We start from the raw sequence: 17,884 nt of genomic DNA on the forward strand, positions 1-17,884 counted from the left end.
GTTACTCGCCTACCTTAAATAATTATTCAGTTAGACAACTTTCGACTTTTTCAAACAAGTCGCTGGCTAAGTTTGGTAAAGACTGAATGCCTTTCAACTCAGCTTTCATTAGCTCTTGACGTTTTTCGTCATAGCGACGCCAGCTAACAAACGCAGACAATAAGCGTGACGCGACCTGAGGGTTAAAGTTATTCAATACTTTAATTTGCTCCGCTACCAGTTGGTACCCTTTACCGTCAGCTCGATGGAACTGCGCTTGGTTCTGTGTGAAAGCAGCCAGTAAGGAATAAACGCGGTTCGGATTTTTAATGCTGAAGTCTGGGTGCGACATGAGCTCAGTAAGCCGCTCGACGGTCGCTTCGTTATTGGCAACTGCTTGAGTACTAAACCACTTGTCCATCACCAGTTTTTCCCCACGCCACTGCTTATCAAAGGCCTCCAGGAATGTTTTCGACAGCGAATGATTTGACCAAACTACGGCCTGCAATGCCGCAAGCTGATCAGTCAGGTTGTCGGCCTGATTAAATTCATGCTCAATTAGGTCGTTATTGCCATCAGTTAATGCGAGATAACTCAAACAGACTTTCTTGAGTTGTCGCGCCGCAATGTCTTGTGCTGATAACTCATAAGGGTGTTTAGTTGCACACTTATTGTAAACACTAATAAAGTCTTCTTTTAACGCGTCAGCGAGCTCCTGTTTAAGCGTATCAAGGTTTTCGTTAATTCGCTCAACAGGTATCACACTAAAGCTTTCAGCAATGGTTGCAGGCGTTGGTAATGTTAACGCTAAAGCAATTAAAGCCGGGTCGCTGTCTCCAAGCAGTAAGTTTCGGCAAGACGTAACGGTTTGCTCATCTAACTCTACCGTTGTGTCACTTGATATCGACTGTTCAACCTTACGTGAAAATAGGGTTTGCGCAGCATCCCAACGACTAAATTCGTCCTGGCTATGAGCCATTAGAACACGTAATTCATCGTCACTGATGTCGCGCTTCACTTTCACCGGTGCCGAAAAGTTCTCAAACAGCGATAAAACAGGCTGTTCGGCAACATTTTCGAAGCTTAGCGTTAGCTCTTTATCTTTAAGGTGAATCAGCTGATCATCAGACAATTGTAACGGCTGCCCTTTTAAGGAATACGCTGACCATTTCACCGGAATATGGAATGGTGCCTTTTCGCTTTGCCCGGGCGTAGCAGGTGTTTCCTGCCGTAGGGTCATCGTTAATTTTTGCTGTTGTGCATCATAATCTTGCTCGACGGAAACGGTTGGAGTACCCGCTTGTGAATACCAGTTGCGGAAACAGCTAAAATCAGCACCATTGGCATCTTCCATCGCCGCCACAAAATCTTCGCAGGTAACGGCTTGTCCGTCAAAGCGCTCAAAGTAGAGTGCCATGCCCTTTTGAAAGCCCTCTTCGCCTAACAGGGTATGAATCATGCGAATGACTTCTGCGCCCTTGTTATACACAGTGACGGTATAAAAGTTGTTCATTTGAACGACTTTATCCGGGCGAATAGGATGCGCCATTGGACTTGCGTCTTCCGCAAACTGATGACTTCTAATGACCTTGACGTCATTAATACGATTGACTGCGCGAGAGCCTAAATCGGAACTAAACTCTTGATCACGAAAAACAGTTAAACCTTCTTTTAGTGACAACTGGAACCAGTCACGGCAAGTCACCCGGTTACCCGTCCAGTTATGAAAATATTCATGACCAATAACCGACTCAATGTTCAAAAAGTCCTGGTCTGTTGCAGTTTCTGGATTCGCCAATACGTATTTGGCATTAAAGACGTTTAAGCCTTTATTCTCCATAGCCCCCATATTAAAAAAGTCTACTGCAACGACCATATAAATATCGAGGTCATAAACCAAGTTAAAACGCTCTTCGTCCCATTTCATGGCATTTTTGAGCGACTCCATGGCGTGTGGGGCACGATGAAGGTTGCCTTTATCGACAAACAGCTGAAGCTCTACGTTTCTGCCATCTTTGGTTGTGAAAGCATCTTCCAGTAAGTCGAAGTTACCAGCCACTAAGGCAAACAAATAGCTGGGTTTCGGATGAGGGTCTTCCCAAACGGCTAGGTGTTTACCTCCTTCTATCTCACGATATTCAACGCGATTACCGTTTGATAGCAAGTATGGATAGCCTTCTTTATCGGCAATAACCGTTGTGCGGTATTTGGCTAGAACGTCGGGACGATCCATAAAGTAGCTAATGCGACGAAATCCTTCAGCCTCACATTGCGTACAGTAAGTTCCTTCGGCTAAATACAAACCTTCAAGCGCCTCATTGGCGCTTGGGTTAACGGTATTCTCAATGGTGAGTTCAAAGTTATCGAGCGCTGTTTCGAGTATCAATTGGTTATTTTCAACCTTCCAGTTTTCGGCCGGAACAACCTCATTATTCACTTTGACGCTATTCAGCGTTATGTCTTCGCCATCAAGCACCAACGGCTTACTGTGATTGCCTTGGCGCTCAACCTTCATGCCATTAGTGACCCGAGTATTTTCAGGGTGTAACTCAAAGGTCAAATCAACCGTTGAAATAGTAAATTCGGGTTGTTGATAATCTTTTCTATACTTCGCTTTCGGTAACTGTGTCATAACTTCCTTTCAGTACTGATTAGGCCGTTGCTTCTTTTGGCTCTGGCTTTTTATAAAGAATGGTCCATCCTGTGTAGGCAAACACGATAGCAATTAACGGTGTTAAGTAGTTGAAGAACGCAAAGATACCATACTCAAATGGGCTTACCGCAAGCACCGAGAACATATAAGCACCACAGGTATTCCATGGAATTAATGCTGACGTGATAGTACCACTGTCTTCTAACGTACGAGATAGCACGCGAGGATCAAGGTTACGACGCTCATACTCTTCCCGGAACATACGACCAGGCAAAACGATAGCCATATATTGGTCTGCGGTTAAAACGTTTGCGCCAAAGCAAGTAAACAGTGTTCCGGTAATCAATGAACCAACCGACTTGCTGGCTTTTAGCATGCCTCGAATAAAGCGCTCAAGCAGCCCTATTTTTTCCATAATAGCGCCGAACGTCATTGCGCTAAGAATGAGCCAAACGGTATTGAGCATGGACACCATGCCACCGCCACTTAGCAGAGAGTCCAGATTAGCACTGCCAGTACTAACAATAGTGCCATCGGACAGCGCGAGCCAAACCACCTTCAGAGAGGCTACCCAACCTTCTTCACCAGCAATTTGCGTCACCATCTCAGGCTGGAAAATAAGCGCCCAGGCACCGCCTAATAAAGCACCAAAGAATACGGTGGGTAATGCCGGTTTACGGGTTGCGGCTAAGTATAAGAGTATCGCAAGTGGTACCAGCATTTCCCAGCCAATGTTAAAGGTTGCCTGAAGCTGAGTTTGCATTTGCTCTAATCGCTGAAGGCTAACGTTAGTATCTGCGTTTAGACCGAGAATAAGGAAAATGATAACCGATATTACAAACGCCGGGCCGGCGGTGTATCCCATGTAACGAATATGCGCGAACAGCTCTGTACCGGCAACGGCGGGAGCCAGGTTTGTGGTATCAGAAAGTGGAGACATTTTATCACCAAAATATGCCCCTGAAACTATCGCACCTGCAGCAATAGCCGGTTCAAGCCCCATACCGGAAGCAACCCCCATCAATGCGACACCGATGGTCGCGGCTGTTGTCCATGAACTCCCAATTGAAAGCGCGACAATACCGCAAATAATACAACTGGCAGCATAAAACAGGCCGGGATTTAAAAGCTCTAGACCAAAATAGATAAGCGTCGGTACGGTACCCGACAACAGCCAAGTTCCAATTAATGAGCCAACCGCAAGAATGATTAGCATAGCGCCCAGCGCAACGGAAATACCTTCAGTAATACCCTCTTCTATTTGCGACCAACTAAAACCATTGCGGAAACCAATGATAACGGCAATGCCTGATGCAACTAATAGCGCAATTTGGTTAGGCCCATAAGACGAATCTTCCCCGAATAAATAAACGGATGAAGCCAGCATGACAATCAGCGCCATTAGTGGAACTAAAGCTTGGAATAAACTTGGTTGTTTTGTTGTATGACTCATTAATTTTTAACCTAAAGTTTTATAAAACCAATTAACTGCAAGAAAATAATAATAATGGCTACAGGCGCAATGTATTTAACGCACAACAACCAAACGTCAAAAATCGGTTTGTGGCTGTCTAATTCATTTTCGCTGTGCTCTCTCTTCATCACCCATCCAGCCAAAATAGCCAGTAACAGCCCACCTAATGGCAGTAAGATACTGGACGTCAAAAGGTCAATAATATCAAAAATTGAGTTAATAGGTTTACCCAGCCACTCACCGCTAAGTTGAGCCCATTCACTCCCTGCAAATGAGTGGATGGTTAGCTGCCCTAATAACCAAAGCACAAAACCGGAAACAAGCGTTGCTGGCCAGCGGCTTAAAGAGAACTTCTCTGCGACAAAAGCCACGGAAGACTCAATCATCGCGATAGCCGATGTAAAAGCCGCTATAACAAGCATAATGAAAAACACGGTACCAAGCAGCGTACCAGCCGGCATTTCCGCAAATGCCAAAGGTAACGTGGTGAAAATAAGACCGGGCCCCTCACTCGGGGTCAGTCCAAAGCCAAAGACCAAAGGAAATATCGCCAAGCCGGCCAGCAGCGCGACAATGGTATCGATAACGGCTATCCAGAGGCTGGTTTGTACTATCGACGTTTCACGGGGCAAGTAAGCCCCGTACATAATGACCACACCTGACGCTAAGCCTAATGTGAAGAACGAATGGCCTAAAGCAATCATTACGCCGTTTACCGACAGCTTGCTAAAGTCCGGCTCGAACATAAAGGTTATTGCAGCGGAAAAGTCGCCAATATTGCCTACGTATACGGCAATGCCGACAAGCAGCAAAATCATGGCTGGTAATAGAAAACGGACAGAGCGTTCCAAACCATTTTTTACGCCATTGCCAACGACTAAAACGGTGGCGACAATAATAAGGCTGTGCCATAACATCAATTCGCCTGGAGACGACAATAGCCCAGTGAAAACACTGCCCACCTGTTCGGCTGAAGCACCTTCAAATAACCCCTGGCCGGCTTTAAATACATAAGCTAACGCCCAGCCCGCGATGACGGCATAAAAACTCAGCACTAAATAGCCCGTCAGCATGCCTAACCAGCCAGCGCTTTGCCAGAAAGAGCTCCTTCCTGATTCTTGCGCGACCGACTTTGCCGCGTACCCCGGTGAGTGCCGACCTCGACGACCGATAATAACCTCGGCAATCATGATAGGGATGCCAATTCCCAGAATACATAGCAAGTAAATAAGAACGAAAGCACCGCCGCCGTTTTCTCCCATGACATACGGAAACTTCCATATGTTGCCCAGACCAACAGCGGCAGCGGAAGATGCGAGAATGAAACTTAGCCGGCTAGACCAGCGGCTTGAGATTGTCTGATTGTTTGTCATTGTTTTTTAGTTATTGTTGTTATTTTATTGAGTTATATCACAACCGCCTATGTTGTTGTCGGTTGCGTTAAAAAAATACCGCCAATTAAGGCGGTATTTAAATTATGCGTTAGCGACTAATTATTCGCTGCAAGTTCCTCGCCGTTAATGAAGTCCATCGCTACAAGCAGTGCCTGATCGAGGTAAGGGTCAACCTCAGTTACTTCTTCAGGGGCGTCTTCGATATCTTCAACAGGCTTCTTGCCCGCTCGTTTTAATCGGGCATTGACCCGTTCAAGCTGACGAGCTTTTTGCTCGTCTTCTTTGTTCTTACGATCTTCAGCTTCCAGGCTTACCCAGGTTTTATCTTTCTCTAAACGGTAACGTTCAATATCTTCAAAGATAAACGTAAACTCAGGCTCGCTTTCAATGCGTTTGTTTAAGCGAGTTTGAAGTAGCTCAACTTCGGAGTCGCCAACTCTATTGAGCGGTTTAAAGTCGGCCTTTTTAATTTTATCCCAGGGTAGCGCGTTGTCTTCTTTGCTTTCGCCCCACTCCGACGCTTCTACGAAAGACGGAAATACGATATCTGGTTGAACGCCTTTGAGTTGCGTACTGCCGCCATCTATACGGTAAAACTTTGCAATAGTGTACTGAACACTGCCTAGCGGCTCATCAAAAAAGTCAAAACGACGTGCCAAGCCACGATGTTGCTGAACCGTTCCTTTACCGAAGGTGTTTTCGCCCAATATAAGTGCACGCTCGTAGTCTTGCATTGCGGCTGCAAATATCTCAGAAGCCGATGCACTGTAACGGTCAACCATGACAAATAAGGGACCGGAATAGAATACTTTACCGTCTTTATCTTCGCTGACATCAACCCGTCCGCGCCCGTCACTGACCTGGACGACCGGCCCTTTATCAATAAATAACCCCGTTAAACCAATCGCTTCTGTTAAAGCGCCACCGCCGTTACCGCGCAAGTCAATAATCAAGCCTTCTACGTCCTCTGAGCGCATGTCATTTATCAGCTTTTTAACATCGGCTGTCAGGTTGTTATAGAAACCGGGTATTTCAATGACGCCCATCTTCTGGCCTTCGTAAATACCCTCTTCGATGGTTTTCACTTCCGCTTTTGCAGCACGGTCCTCCAATTTAACTTTGTCACGAGTAACCTTGACAACGTTAGGGGTTCCGCCCGCACCTTGACTGGCTTTCAACACCTGCAAACGCACCGTCGTGCCTTTAGGCCCTTTGATTAATTCAACCACATCGTCTAATCGCATGCCGATGATATCGACAAACTCTTCCTTGTCCTCACCTTCACCCTGCCCGACAGCAATAATTTTATCTTCCGGTGACAGCTTGCCTGTCTTGTCCGCCGGACCGCCTGGCACTAAGCTACGAATAACGGTGTAGTCATATTCCGACTGTAAAACGGCGCCAATTCCCTCAAGCTCGAGGTTCATGTTTTGTTTGAAACGCTCAGAGTTTGATGGCGACAAATAACTAGTGTGTGGTTCAACCGAACGCGCAAACGCATTCATTAGTGTCTGAAATACGTCTTCGCTCTTAGACTTGGTTAAACGATTAAGAGCACTGTTGTAGCGTTTACCCAAAGTTTCAACGATTTCAGGCCACTCTTTACCGGCTAGTTTTAAATTAAGCGCATCGTATTTAACACGGCTTTGCCAGAGATCATTAAGTTCTTTTTCTGTTGTTGCCCACTCCGCATCTTCACGATCGTAATAATACTTATCGCCCTCGACTGAAAAATCCATTGGCTTTTCGTCGTCCAGCAAAGAAAGCGCATAAGTATATCGATCAAAGCGACGCTCTAAACTGTTTTGATAAATATCGTAGGCAACATCGAGTTCACCGCTTTTCAACATGTCATCGAATAAGTGTTTGTATTCAGCGGCACTTTCAACATCGTCTTTCAGCAAAAATATTTTGCTGTAGTCTAGCATCTCAAAATAACGATCGTATATTTGCTCAGACAACTCGTTATCAAGCGTCATACCGCTATAGTGATAACGAGTAAAATAGGAGGTGATTCGTTCACTGGCTGTATCGTGTTGAGACTCTTGCTCTAATTCCGGCAACTCATCGACACTGTGTTTTGGGGGGATTGCGTAAGCCGTTGGTACAGCAACAGCTAACGCTAATAAATAACTTCTTACAGCCAAGTGTTTCATTCAATGCTCCTAAGCGCGTAAAAATATCTTATCCGCTTTTACTTTCATGCTGAGACCATTGGCCAGTTGAACTTGAACGTCGTTCTTATCCAGCTCAGTAATGGTTCCCGTCATAGGCTGATTTCCAGCCTTAACCTGTACTTGTTGACCTACAGACAGCTTGCTAAGTTCCACTTCTTCCAGTTTTAACTCAGGTTTGGGCTTTTTCTTGGCCGCTTTAGGCTTGCTGGGTTTCGCCGATTCAGTACTTTTCTTTTTCACCGGTGCTTTTGGCTTAGCAGTATTTTTTTCTTTTGCTTTCTGAGCGGCTTTTGCTTTTGACTCTTTTAATGACTCTTGTGCATGTTCCTGATGCTCTTCGGTCACTTTATCAGCTTCGTTACCGTCGAGATCAACACGAGCTTCCCCGGCTTTTATGCTGTAAAGGTAACGCCAGCTATTGGTGTAGTGACGAAGCGCCGTTCTTAAACGAGTTTTGCTGACTTTTTCATCGTCTTCTAAACGTTTTGCTAAGTCTTCAAAAATGCCTATTTTTAATGGCTTGGCATCACCTTTTAACGAAAAGCAGTTAGGGAACTGTTCTGCAAGGTAGGCAATAACGTCTTTGCTCTTCGTTAGTTTTTCCGGTTCAGTCATTCTGTTCTTCTTCCTGTTCTCGAACGTCGTCCATTAGGTTTTGAACGTATTCGTCCATTTCATCAAATGATAATTCTAAAAGAGCGGGTTCTTCTATCCAGTCATACAACGTACGACGAACCATCTCTTCTAATTGTTCTGTGTTATCGTCATCTGTGCGCAGCGCATTAATATGATGCAGCATTTCATTGATTTGATCCGCCGCTTCTTCTGCGTCGTCATCAAAAAACACGGCGTCTTCGCGCGTAACCAAATAGCTATGAATATCAAACTCAGCAAACATAAAGATTACTTCTGCCAGTTCAGGTTGCTACAAAAGTCAGCTATTTTTTGAAAGCCTGCAGCGTCTTCATGATCGAAGCGACCAATAGACGGGCTGTCTATATCGAGCACCGCCACTGTTTTTCCATTAACAACAATAGGCGCAACAATTTCACTGTTAGACGCTGAATCACACGCAATGTGCCCTTCGAATTCATGAACATTTTTAACGCACTGTGTCTGTTGGGTTTTAGCACCAACACCGCAAACGCCTTTTCCAAAGGGAATTCGCACACAAGCGACTTTGCCCTGGAATGGACCTAAAACAAGTTCTTCGTTTGAGTCAGCTAAATAAAAACCAAGCCAATTAATATCATCAATTGCGTCATACAAAAGAGCGGAAATATTAGAAAGGTTCGCAATGAGATTAGACTCACCTTCGGTAATAGCTTGAGCCTGGCGTAAAAGGTCGGAATACAACTGCGCTTTCATCATTTATTCAACTTAATTATCGAGCTTAAATCGGGCTATAGAAGCCGTGTCGTTGCCAGTACGAAACTGGTCTTTTAACTCACGTTTAGACTTAGAAATAATATTCCCATCCGGTCCAACCGTGTAGGCCTCGTCAGAATTAGCAAACTTTGCTTGATACGCCATCACTAACTGCAGCGAGTTTTCGCGTTGTTCCTCGGTCAGTTTATTCCCGTCCGGCCATTTGCCTGTTTCTACCGACTGCACCAAACGCTCATAGACCTCTGGTGTCATACTATTAATTAAGTCGTCAAACTGCATGAGTTATTGCTTCTTCTTTAAGAACATCAACTGTACTCGGTTTATAACAAACCATATTAAACCGACAACAATGCCGCCAATAGCAATGCTATAACCCCATGACAGCGGTTGTGGCTGTTGCATAAACAAATAGGTAAAAGCCGCTATGGCAATAATTAGAGCCAACATGGAACGGGATACCAGCTTGTCAGATTTTTCCTGCTTTAAGCGACGCCGTTCGCGCTCTATATCGTCCTTACTTTGTCCAGCTAAAACGAATTGGCAGTGGGGGCATTCTCTCGCCTTTGACGATATTCGCTTATTACAAGATGGGCATTTCGTTAACGCCATAATTTCATAACCTACCTCTTATGCAGTCCTTGCAATATAAGGCTTTTGCGCTGAATTTCAAGCAAAGTGAATAAGAAAATAAAAAAACGGCCAGCGATAACTGACCGTTTTAGAGAGCTCATAGCCTTTTATTTCTTCTTATCGGCATCTCCGAAGTCTTTCCAGTAAGACTTCACCGTTGACTTCATTTCTTTATGAAGCAGCAACATACCGAGTAAGTTAGGTAGGGTCATGAGTACAATAGCAACTGCTGACGCTGTCCAAACGAGCGTTGTATCCGCAAATGACGCCCAGAAGAAGCCCGCAACGTATAAAATGCGGTACGGCATAACACCTTTCTGGCCGACCAGATAGACAACCGCCCTGTCACCATAGTACGACCAGGCTATCGCTGTAGAAAACGCGAACATAAGTAACGTCAGCGGAATAATGTATTGTCCGTAATCACCGAAGTAACCGTTAGCAAAGGCCAATGAGGTTAAAGCTGCTGAGTGCACCAGTGACTTACCAACCACTTCGATGTCTTCTTTTATTAAGTTACCGTTCTTAATCTCAACGGTGCCGTTATAGGCATCTTCACCAGCAATAATAAAACGAACATCTTCTGCTACTGAGCGTGCATGCAAAATAGTGATTTCATCAGCTGTTTGCGCTTCACCATCAACCACTTCCAGCTTACCGGAGTAACGCTCAATTTCAGTATCACTGAAGCCGTTCAAGTACTTATAAAGCTCTTCACGGTCATCAGTATCAACATCATTGTACTGACCTACAATAAAGTCTAGGTCACTGCGGGCAAAGTTATTCTCATGCTTCTCGGTCCAAACCCCCGAAGATAAGATAACCAAACCGGTTAAAGTACAAATTAAAATGGTGTCCAGGAACGGCTCCAGAATTGAAACCAGACCTTCAGCAACCGGGTCTTTCGCTTTTGCTGATGCGTGCGCAATCGGTGCCGAACCCTGACCCGCCTCGTTCGAGAATAAGCCACGGTTAACGCCCCGGTTAAAGGCGTACGCAAAACTAGCGCCTAAGAAGCCACCAGCAGCCGCTGAGCCAGTAAAGGCATCTCTGAAAATAGAGACGAATGACTCACCAATGTTATCAATATTGAAGAAGATAACGCTTAAAGAGCCGATAACATAAAGAATCCCCATAATAGGAACAATCTTTGAAGTCACCGCCGCAATACGTTTAATACCGCCAATAATAACCATCGCTAACAGTATTGATAGAATAGCGCCTGTCCAGACCGGATCGATCTGGAAAGTCTGTTCCATTGACTGAGCAATGTTATTGATTTGCGGCATATTGCCCGTACCGAAAGAGCTAACAATAGTGGCAATAGCAAAGATAACGGCTAGCCATTTCATGTTTAGGCGACGATCCATGTAATACATAGGACCACCAGCCATAGTCCCATCTTCGGTTTTTACACGGTATTTATGCGATAAAGTCACCTCAACAAACTTTGTGGTCATGCCCAAGAATGCGGTCATCCACATCCAGAAAATAGCGGCTGGTCCACCTAAGAATATAGCCAGTGCAACCCCACCGATGTTACCGGTACCAACGGTACCGGACAGCGCCGTCGATAAAGCCTGGAAGTGACTGGTATCACCTTGTGAGTCTTTACGGTCAAATTTGCCCGCTAATACCCGCCATGCGTGTCTGAAGTATCTTACTTGTGGAAACCCAAGGTATAACGTAAAGAATAGACCCACACCAAGTAAGATAAACGGGAAATAGGCAGCAGAGCCTAAAAAACCGTCAATCCATAATAGAAAGTTATTGAGCGCTTCCAAGGAAGACCCCCTCTTGTTGTTATTATTGTTAATTCACTCTAGTTTTAACGCAATTTTGGTGATACTGCCAATATTGCGGTTAATACATCTTCACCTAAGCGATGCGAACGAGGAGCAGACCAGCCAAAATCTTCATCCGGCAAGTCAGCGTTATCTTTAAACGGCATTTCTAACGTATAAGAAAGGCATTTGAACTTCTCACCTACCGCCGAATTAGCAACCGTCATGTTTGCTTTACCCGGTTCATCCCGCTCGTAACCGTACTTGGTTTGGAACTCTGGCGTTGTGGTCAATAAAGCCGCTTTGAATGTGTCTTCCAAGTCTTTGTGGCGATCATCGTAAGAAGGAATACCCTCACATCCTGCAACAAAGTTATATGGCAAAGCTTCGTCACCATGCACATCCAAAAACATATCTACGCCAGTTTGCTCCATACGTTTTAGAACGTAGAAAACTTCCGGGCTTTTTTCCAAGCTGGGTTCCGCCCACTCGCGATTCAGGTTGGTACCTACTGCGTTTGTGCGCAAATGGCCACGGACACTACCGTCCGGGTTCATATTCGGAACAACGTAAAATACATTGTTGTCTAGCAGCTTACGAGCAACACCATCTTCGTCGTCCAATAAGCGTCCAATGAAACCTTCCATAAACCATTCAGCCATAGACTCGCCCGGATGCTGACGTGCGGTAACCCAAATAGTGTTTTTATGTTCTGCCGGCTCACCAATCACCAATAAGTTAAGCTCACGACCATCGATGGTTTCACCTAACAGCTCGTGGTAGCAATCGACAGATTGTTGAGCGGATTGAATCAAGTCCTGGTGACGTTCATAAGAATAAGGAACAAAGTATGCGTAATAAACGCTTTCTTGTTCCGGGGTGTGACGAATTGTGAGCTCTTTGCCATTGTAGTCTGTCGGTACCCGGAACCAGGTTTCGCGGTCATAAGACGCTAATGCCTGATAGCCGTCCCAGCCGTCAGGATAAGCTGAGCCAGCGGCATTTTCGATAACCATGACATGCTCAGTGCCTGCTTCGGCAAACAGTTTAAAATGGAACCACTGATAAAAGTCAGACTGATTGTCTTTATTAATTGCGAGACGGATGTTGTCGGCACTGTCCGCGCTGATAACCTGAATGTTGCCACTATCGAAATGAGCAGAAATACGCATAATTCACCTTTATTAAAGCAATACGGTACAACAAAAAAGCGCCCGGCGGGCGCTCTTTTAACGTTATTTAGGCAGATTCGGAACCTTAAGTCCCGCCATAGATTCTGCGACACGAACCACCTGACAGCTATAACCAAACTCGTTGTCATACCATACGTAAAGTACAGCACGGTCTTCGTCGACAATCGTTGCCTGCGAGTCTACAACGCCCGCATGGCGTGAACCAACCAAGTCAGAAGAGACAATTTCCGTTGATGCAGTATAGTCGATTTGGTTAACCAGCTCCGAGTGTAAAGCGGTGTCACGCAAAAAGTCATTTAACTCATCGCGAGATGTCGCTTTTTCTAAATTCAGGTTCATGATAGCCATCGATACGTTAGGCGTTGGAACACGAATAGCGTTCCCCGTAAGCTTGCCTGCCATTTCTGGCAATGCTTTGGCTACCGCTTTTGCTGCACCCGTCGAGGTGATAACCATGTTCAGCGGTGCTGAACGACCGCGGCGATCCGCTTTATGGTAGTTATCAATCAGGTTTTGGTCATTAGTGTATGAGTGAACGGTTTCAACGTGACCATTGCGAATACCGTATTTGTCATTTACGGCTTTTAGCACTGGCGTAATCGCATTAGTTGTGCAGCTTGCAGCTGAAACAATCGCATCGCCGTCTTCAATATCACCGTCGTTAACGCCAAATACGATGTTTTTGATATCGCCTTTTGACGGTGCTGTCAGTAATACTTTGCTGACACCTTTTGATTTCAGGTGCAGACCAAGACCGGCTTCGTCCTTCCAAATACCGGTGTTGTCGATAACAATCGCATTATTAATGCCGTATTGAGTATAGTCGACTTGATCTGGGCCGTCAGAATAGATGACTTTGATGTTGGTGCCATTGGCTTTAATGCTTTGGTTTTCATGATCAACCGTGATGGAGCCATTAAATTGACCATGGATAGAGTCACGACGTAGCAAGCTTGCACGTTTTTCCAAGTCACCGTCACGACCACCGCGAACAACCACGGCTCTTAAGCGCATTTTATTGTTAGCACCATTACGCTCAATAAGCTGGCGCGCTAATAAACGACCGATACGACCAAAGCCATAAAGAACAACGTCACGCGGCTCAATATCATCTTCTCTGTCAATAATATCGGCCAGCTCACGCTTCACATAGTCTTTAATTGACAAGTCGCCAGCTTTACCGCCAAACAGATAACCATAAGCCAACTTGCCTAAGTCAACGCGTGCTGGAGACAGTTTCAACTCAGCCATAGCTTCTAAAAATGGGAAGCTCTCACGTAAACGAATTTTTTGACCTTCGTAACGGCGAATTAAACGATGAGACTTAATGATATTAATGGTTGAAACGTTCAGCAGAGAACGTCCGTAAACAAGGATTTCAACTCCAAAGTTACGGTAAAGCTTGCCGAGAATCGGCTGCATTTGTTCTGCGTATTCCTGGCGTTCTTGCCAGCTTGCTAAAGTAGGATCTTGCTGGTTAGCATTCATATTGAGCCCTGTCCTCTGTACTTAATGTTCAGTGAGCGTGTTCAGTAAGCAAATAAAGTGCTACGCTTAAAAATCCGCAGTATTGTACTGAAAAGGTCGGCATGAAGCCAACTTTAAGAGAAAATCCGCTTTTAATGATACCGTAAACGGGTGACTATGATTAAAAAATACGCAGCTCTTATTGCTCTACTCCCTCTTGCGGGATGCTATGACAGTGCCCCTACCGTTCGGGAAATTTGTCAAAACACGCCTTCTATGTGCAGTGATTTAAACGATGATAACTGGTGTAACTCAGAGCGACGCCAGCTAATTTTCAGTCGTTACGGTGTCAGTCAAAACAAAACCCCGGAAAATCAGTATTACCTGATGCAGGACTTGCAGGAATACAGTAAATGTATCGAACTGGCGTCAACCATTGAGCACAAAAAACTAAAACAAAAACAGTCTAACCGTATTGAAGCGTATATAAATTCCCAGAAGAATATTAAAGCGCTCGCCAACGAAACCAGAAGCTCTGAACACCCGCTCTGGTTATATTGGCATTGGTCTAACCAAGGCAATGACGAGGCGCTTCAAAAACTATTAGCGATGGAAGGCTCTAAGCGTCTGCAAACGCCAGAACTGCAACTGGCGTTAGCGACTTACTACACGAAGCAAGATTCCGAGAAAACCTTCAAGCTGCTTTATAACGCACTTCGCTTATACAAAGAAGGTGACCGCATCAATCCGGAGATTCCTTCAACGCTCGTATCGATGTACCTTAAAGAAGGCGAAGCCGAAAAAGCCTACGTATGGTCACAAGTCGCCTGGCAACTGGGTCAGGAGAACCTCGACAAAAGCAGCATGAAAAATATCGTCACCGCATCGGAAGACGAATACGATAACTGGGACGAACAGGCTGAAGACATCGTTAACCAAATAAAAGAAGGCCGCTTTAAAGGTCGCTATTCGTCTTCGTAACGCATAGCGACCGAGTTAATGCAGTAGCGCTTGCCGGTTTCCGTCGGTCCGTCATCAAAGACATGACCCAGGTGTCCGTCGCAGCGGCTGCATAACACCTCAACTCTGACCATGCCGTGAGTGGTATCTTTTTCATAGCGAACGGCACCTTCAATCGCTGAATCAAAACTTGGCCACCCACAATGCGAGTCAAACTGAGTGTCGCCTGAAAATATTGCCTGCCCACACCCTGCGCAGCGATAAACTCCGTCTTTATCCGCCGTTATGTATTCGCCGGTGAATGGGCGCTCGGTACCTTTTTGTCTCAACACATAATACGCATCGTCTGATAGCTTATTTTTCCATTCATCATCAGATAGGTCTTTCCAGTCCTTCTCCGCCATAAGTCGCTCCTTATTTATTCGGTAAACAGGCGTTATGTCATACTACTGATATAAAGCCTATGCTAAAATTATTGTTACATATATTGTCATATTGCTGGAGTTAAGCATGCTTCGACGTACCAAAATTGTAACCACCCTTGGTCCTGCCACAGATTCAAAAGACACCCTACGGTCATTGATACAGGCAGGAGCCAATGTGGTTCGCCTTAATTTCTCTCATGGCAACGCAGATGATCATAAAAAACGGGCGTCTATGGTTCGCGAAATAGCTGCTGAGCTAAATGCCCATGTCGCTATTCTTGGCGACCTGCAAGGACCTAAAATTCGTATCGCTCGTTTTAAAAATGACTACGTTAATTTAAATGCGGGCGATCAGTTTACGCTGGATGCTGAAATGCCCAAAGACGCCGGTGACGAGCATGCCGTTGGTCTAGACTATAAGCAGCTACCAGAGGACGTTGCACCAGACGATATTCTCTTACTTGATGACGGTCGTTTACAGCTGAAAGTAACAGAAATTGAAGGCAGTAAAGTTCACACGGTCGTAACCATTGGCGGCACCCTGTCGAATAATAAAGGCATTAATCGTCAAGGCGGCGGACTTTCTGCGGCTGCATTAACGGAAAAAGACTTCGCTGACATAAAAACAGCGGCTGAAATTGGTGTCGACTATCTGGCGGTTTCATTCCCTCGTAGTGGCGACGATATTAACCAGGCTCGTCATTTGCTTCGTAATGCCGGTGGTAAAGGGCTACTTTGCGCAAAAATAGAACGCGCGGAAGCTGTTGCCAGTGAACATGCGTTGGACGATATTATTCGCGCTTCGGATGCCGTTATGGTTGCTCGTGGTGACTTAGGGGTAGAAATTGGTGACGCTCAGTTGGTGGGTAAACAAAAGCTTATTATTTCCCGTGCGCGCCAGTTAAATCGTGTTGTTATTACGGCAACACAAATGATGGAATCGATGATAGAAAACCCAATGCCGACGCGAGCCGAGGTGATGGACGTTGCCAACGCCGTGCTTGATGGTACCGATGCGGTTATGTTGTCTGCGGAAACAGCCGCGGGGAAACACCCGATTGCCACAGTTAAAGCCATGGCAGAAATATGTCTCGGCGCCGAAACTCACCCTTCAGCCAAGCTGGATCATAAAGATCTGGAGGAAGTTTTCTCGAGCATCACTGAAGCCACTGCGATGTCTGCAATGTATGCGGCAACACATTTAAGTGGCGTCGCCGCTATTGTCGCACTAACGGAGTCTGGCTTTACGGCAAAGCTGATGTCACGTATTACCTCGCACTTGCCCATTTTTTCATTATCGCGTCATGCTGAAAGTCGCAATAAGTCGGCCATGTATCGCGGTGTTTACCCTATTAATTTTGACTCAACCAAAACCGAAAACCCTATTCTTGAAGCCGTAGCGGTTTTGAAGTCTCAAGGCCACTTAAAAACCGGTGACTTGGTTATTTTGACTCACGGTGACGTCATGGAGACCGTTGGGTCAAGCAATACCTGTAAGATTATTGAAGTGAGCTAGCCTTTAAAGTCTTCGGTAATATCATCGAGAAGGTCGATGTACTCATCGGCCTTTGCAACCGCCGCCTTACGTTGTTTGTCAGATAAGCTTACATACATATTCCACAAAAACGTATTTCTCGCGTCGCTACTTTGCTCTATCTTTTCCTGAAGTGCTTCAGAACGCAATTGCTTAGGGTTCTGGATAAGAGCACTCAACTTATTAATATCGGTTGGTTCAGTCAGCAGCACCGTTTCAAATTCTGTTAACCACATTGCCCGATAATTCAGCCAGTCTTCCTGTATTGAGGGACTGTTCGAAACCCAGTCACGCAGCAGCTTATCTTGTTGCTCAGTCAAGTCACCAATAATATCTTCCAGATCACTTTCAACTTCGTTCGCGCGTTCAAGTTGCCGCAAAATGGGGTTTTCGGACTGCTTTTCTTCAAATTTCTCAAAACGGTCCTGTTGTTTTTCTTCAATTCTTTCAACGAGTTGTTGCTTTTGTGTAACTGATAACTGATTGATGAGTGCCGTTTCAGCCGCGGCTCTGTCCAGTAAGTTTTGCCAAAAGCCGAGAAGCGTTCGCTCAAATTCAACAATATCGGATTTTTCTAAGGTTTTGTTATTTACCTTTTGACGCAAGTTGAACAGCGCCTCGCGGTATTTTGGAATTTGTGTGCGGGCATGCCATAAGTGGAGTTCATCGACTTTCTTTGCAAGCGTTTCTTCCTGCTCACTATTTAATTCTACGTATTCTTTTACCCGCCACTCAACCAGAGTATCCGCAAACTGATAACCGATATTAGCGGTACAACCGGATAGCATCAGTAAAACCAACAGAGTAAAACCGAGATAGCGCATA

At 45.3% G+C, this 17,884-nt stretch carries 16 protein-coding genes; 2 read left to right on the forward strand and 14 right to left on the reverse strand.

All coding sequences use genetic code 11. From position 1 onward, the window contains the following. Nucleotides 1-22: 22 nt before the first annotated feature. From pepN to CEW91_RS06465, 12 genes are all read right to left on the reverse strand, one after another. The gene (gene pepN / locus CEW91_RS06410; RefSeq protein ID WP_088768192.1) at nucleotides 23-2,611 is read right to left on the reverse strand and encodes an aminopeptidase N; all 2,589 of its coding nucleotides are present in this window, start codon (nucleotides 2,609-2,611) and stop codon (nucleotides 23-25) included. A gap of 19 nt (nucleotides 2,612-2,630) precedes the next feature. Further along, nucleotides 2,631-4,085 carry a Na+/H+ antiporter NhaC gene (gene nhaC, locus CEW91_RS06415; protein WP_088768193.1) on the reverse strand — a complete coding sequence of 485 codons (1,455 nt, stop codon included), beginning with the start codon at nucleotides 4,083-4,085 and terminating at the stop codon, nucleotides 2,631-2,633. A gap of 11 nt (nucleotides 4,086-4,096) precedes the next feature. Continuing rightward, nucleotides 4,097-5,479, reverse strand: a complete 1,383-nt coding sequence (locus CEW91_RS06420) for a sodium-dependent transporter (protein ID WP_088768194.1) — start codon at nucleotides 5,477-5,479, stop codon at nucleotides 4,097-4,099. 116 nt (nucleotides 5,480-5,595) lie between these two features. After that, nucleotides 5,596-7,656 carry a carboxy terminal-processing peptidase gene (gene prc / locus CEW91_RS06425; RefSeq protein WP_088768195.1) on the reverse strand — a complete coding sequence of 687 codons (2,061 nt, stop codon included), beginning with the start codon at nucleotides 7,654-7,656 and terminating at the stop codon, nucleotides 5,596-5,598. Nucleotides 7,657-7,665: 9 nt separating this feature from the next. After that, nucleotides 7,666-8,292, reverse strand: a complete 627-nt coding sequence (proQ, locus tag CEW91_RS06430) for an RNA chaperone ProQ (RefSeq protein ID WP_088768196.1) — start codon at nucleotides 8,290-8,292, stop codon at nucleotides 7,666-7,668. Beyond that, nucleotides 8,285-8,575, reverse strand: a complete 291-nt coding sequence (locus CEW91_RS06435) for a hypothetical protein (RefSeq protein WP_088768197.1) — start codon at nucleotides 8,573-8,575, stop codon at nucleotides 8,285-8,287. The genes proQ and CEW91_RS06435 overlap by 8 nt, the downstream gene beginning before the upstream one ends. A 5-nt stretch (nucleotides 8,576-8,580) precedes the next feature. Beyond that, entirely contained in the window at nucleotides 8,581-9,048 is a 468-nt protein-coding gene (locus CEW91_RS06440; protein WP_420038558.1) for a GAF domain-containing protein, read from the reverse strand. Between the two features lie 9 nt (nucleotides 9,049-9,057). After that, entirely contained in the window at nucleotides 9,058-9,345 is a 288-nt protein-coding gene (locus tag CEW91_RS06445; protein ID WP_088768198.1) for a YeaC family protein, read from the reverse strand. A 3-nt stretch (nucleotides 9,346-9,348) separates the two neighbouring features. Further along, nucleotides 9,349-9,675, reverse strand: a complete 327-nt coding sequence (locus tag CEW91_RS06450; protein WP_088768199.1) for a hypothetical protein — start codon at nucleotides 9,673-9,675, stop codon at nucleotides 9,349-9,351. Between the two features lie 128 nt (nucleotides 9,676-9,803). Continuing rightward, nucleotides 9,804-11,480 (reverse strand): alanine/glycine:cation symporter family protein, encoded by a 1,677-nt coding sequence (locus tag CEW91_RS06455; protein WP_088768200.1) that lies wholly within the window; start codon nucleotides 11,478-11,480, stop codon nucleotides 9,804-9,806. Nucleotides 11,481-11,524: 44 nt separating this feature from the next. Then, the gene (locus CEW91_RS06460; RefSeq protein WP_088768201.1) at nucleotides 11,525-12,652 is read right to left on the reverse strand and encodes a M14 family metallopeptidase; all 1,128 of its coding nucleotides are present in this window, start codon (nucleotides 12,650-12,652) and stop codon (nucleotides 11,525-11,527) included. 63 nt (nucleotides 12,653-12,715) lie between these two features. Continuing rightward, a complete protein-coding gene (locus CEW91_RS06465) occupies nucleotides 12,716-14,161 on the reverse strand; it encodes a glyceraldehyde-3-phosphate dehydrogenase (protein ID WP_088768202.1) in 1,446 nt (481 codons plus the stop codon). Between the two features lie 156 nt (nucleotides 14,162-14,317). Between CEW91_RS06465 and CEW91_RS06470 the strand changes: the two genes are divergently transcribed. Next, complete coding sequence (locus CEW91_RS06470) at nucleotides 14,318-15,121, forward strand: DUF2989 domain-containing protein (RefSeq protein ID WP_088768203.1); 804 nt, start codon at nucleotides 14,318-14,320, stop codon at nucleotides 15,119-15,121. Here the strand turns inward: CEW91_RS06470 and msrB are convergent. Continuing rightward, a complete protein-coding gene (gene msrB / locus CEW91_RS06475) occupies nucleotides 15,106-15,504 on the reverse strand; it encodes a peptide-methionine (R)-S-oxide reductase MsrB (RefSeq protein WP_088768204.1) in 399 nt (132 codons plus the stop codon). The two genes, CEW91_RS06470 and msrB, sit on opposite strands and share 16 nt — an antisense overlap. 106 nt (nucleotides 15,505-15,610) lie before the next feature. Between msrB and pyk the strand changes: the two genes are divergently transcribed. Next, complete coding sequence (pyk, locus tag CEW91_RS06480; RefSeq protein ID WP_088768205.1) at nucleotides 15,611-17,041, forward strand: pyruvate kinase; 1,431 nt, start codon at nucleotides 15,611-15,613, stop codon at nucleotides 17,039-17,041. Here the strand turns inward: pyk and CEW91_RS06485 are convergent. Next, a complete protein-coding gene (locus CEW91_RS06485; RefSeq protein WP_088768206.1) occupies nucleotides 17,038-17,883 on the reverse strand; it encodes a DUF6279 family lipoprotein in 846 nt (281 codons plus the stop codon). The two genes, pyk and CEW91_RS06485, sit on opposite strands and share 4 nt — an antisense overlap. Nucleotide 17,884: the final 1 nt, after the last annotated feature.

Origin of the sequence: Idiomarina piscisalsi (genome assembly GCF_002211765.1) — a bacterium.
Classification (GTDB): Bacteria; Pseudomonadota; Gammaproteobacteria; order Enterobacterales; family Alteromonadaceae; genus Idiomarina; species Idiomarina piscisalsi_A.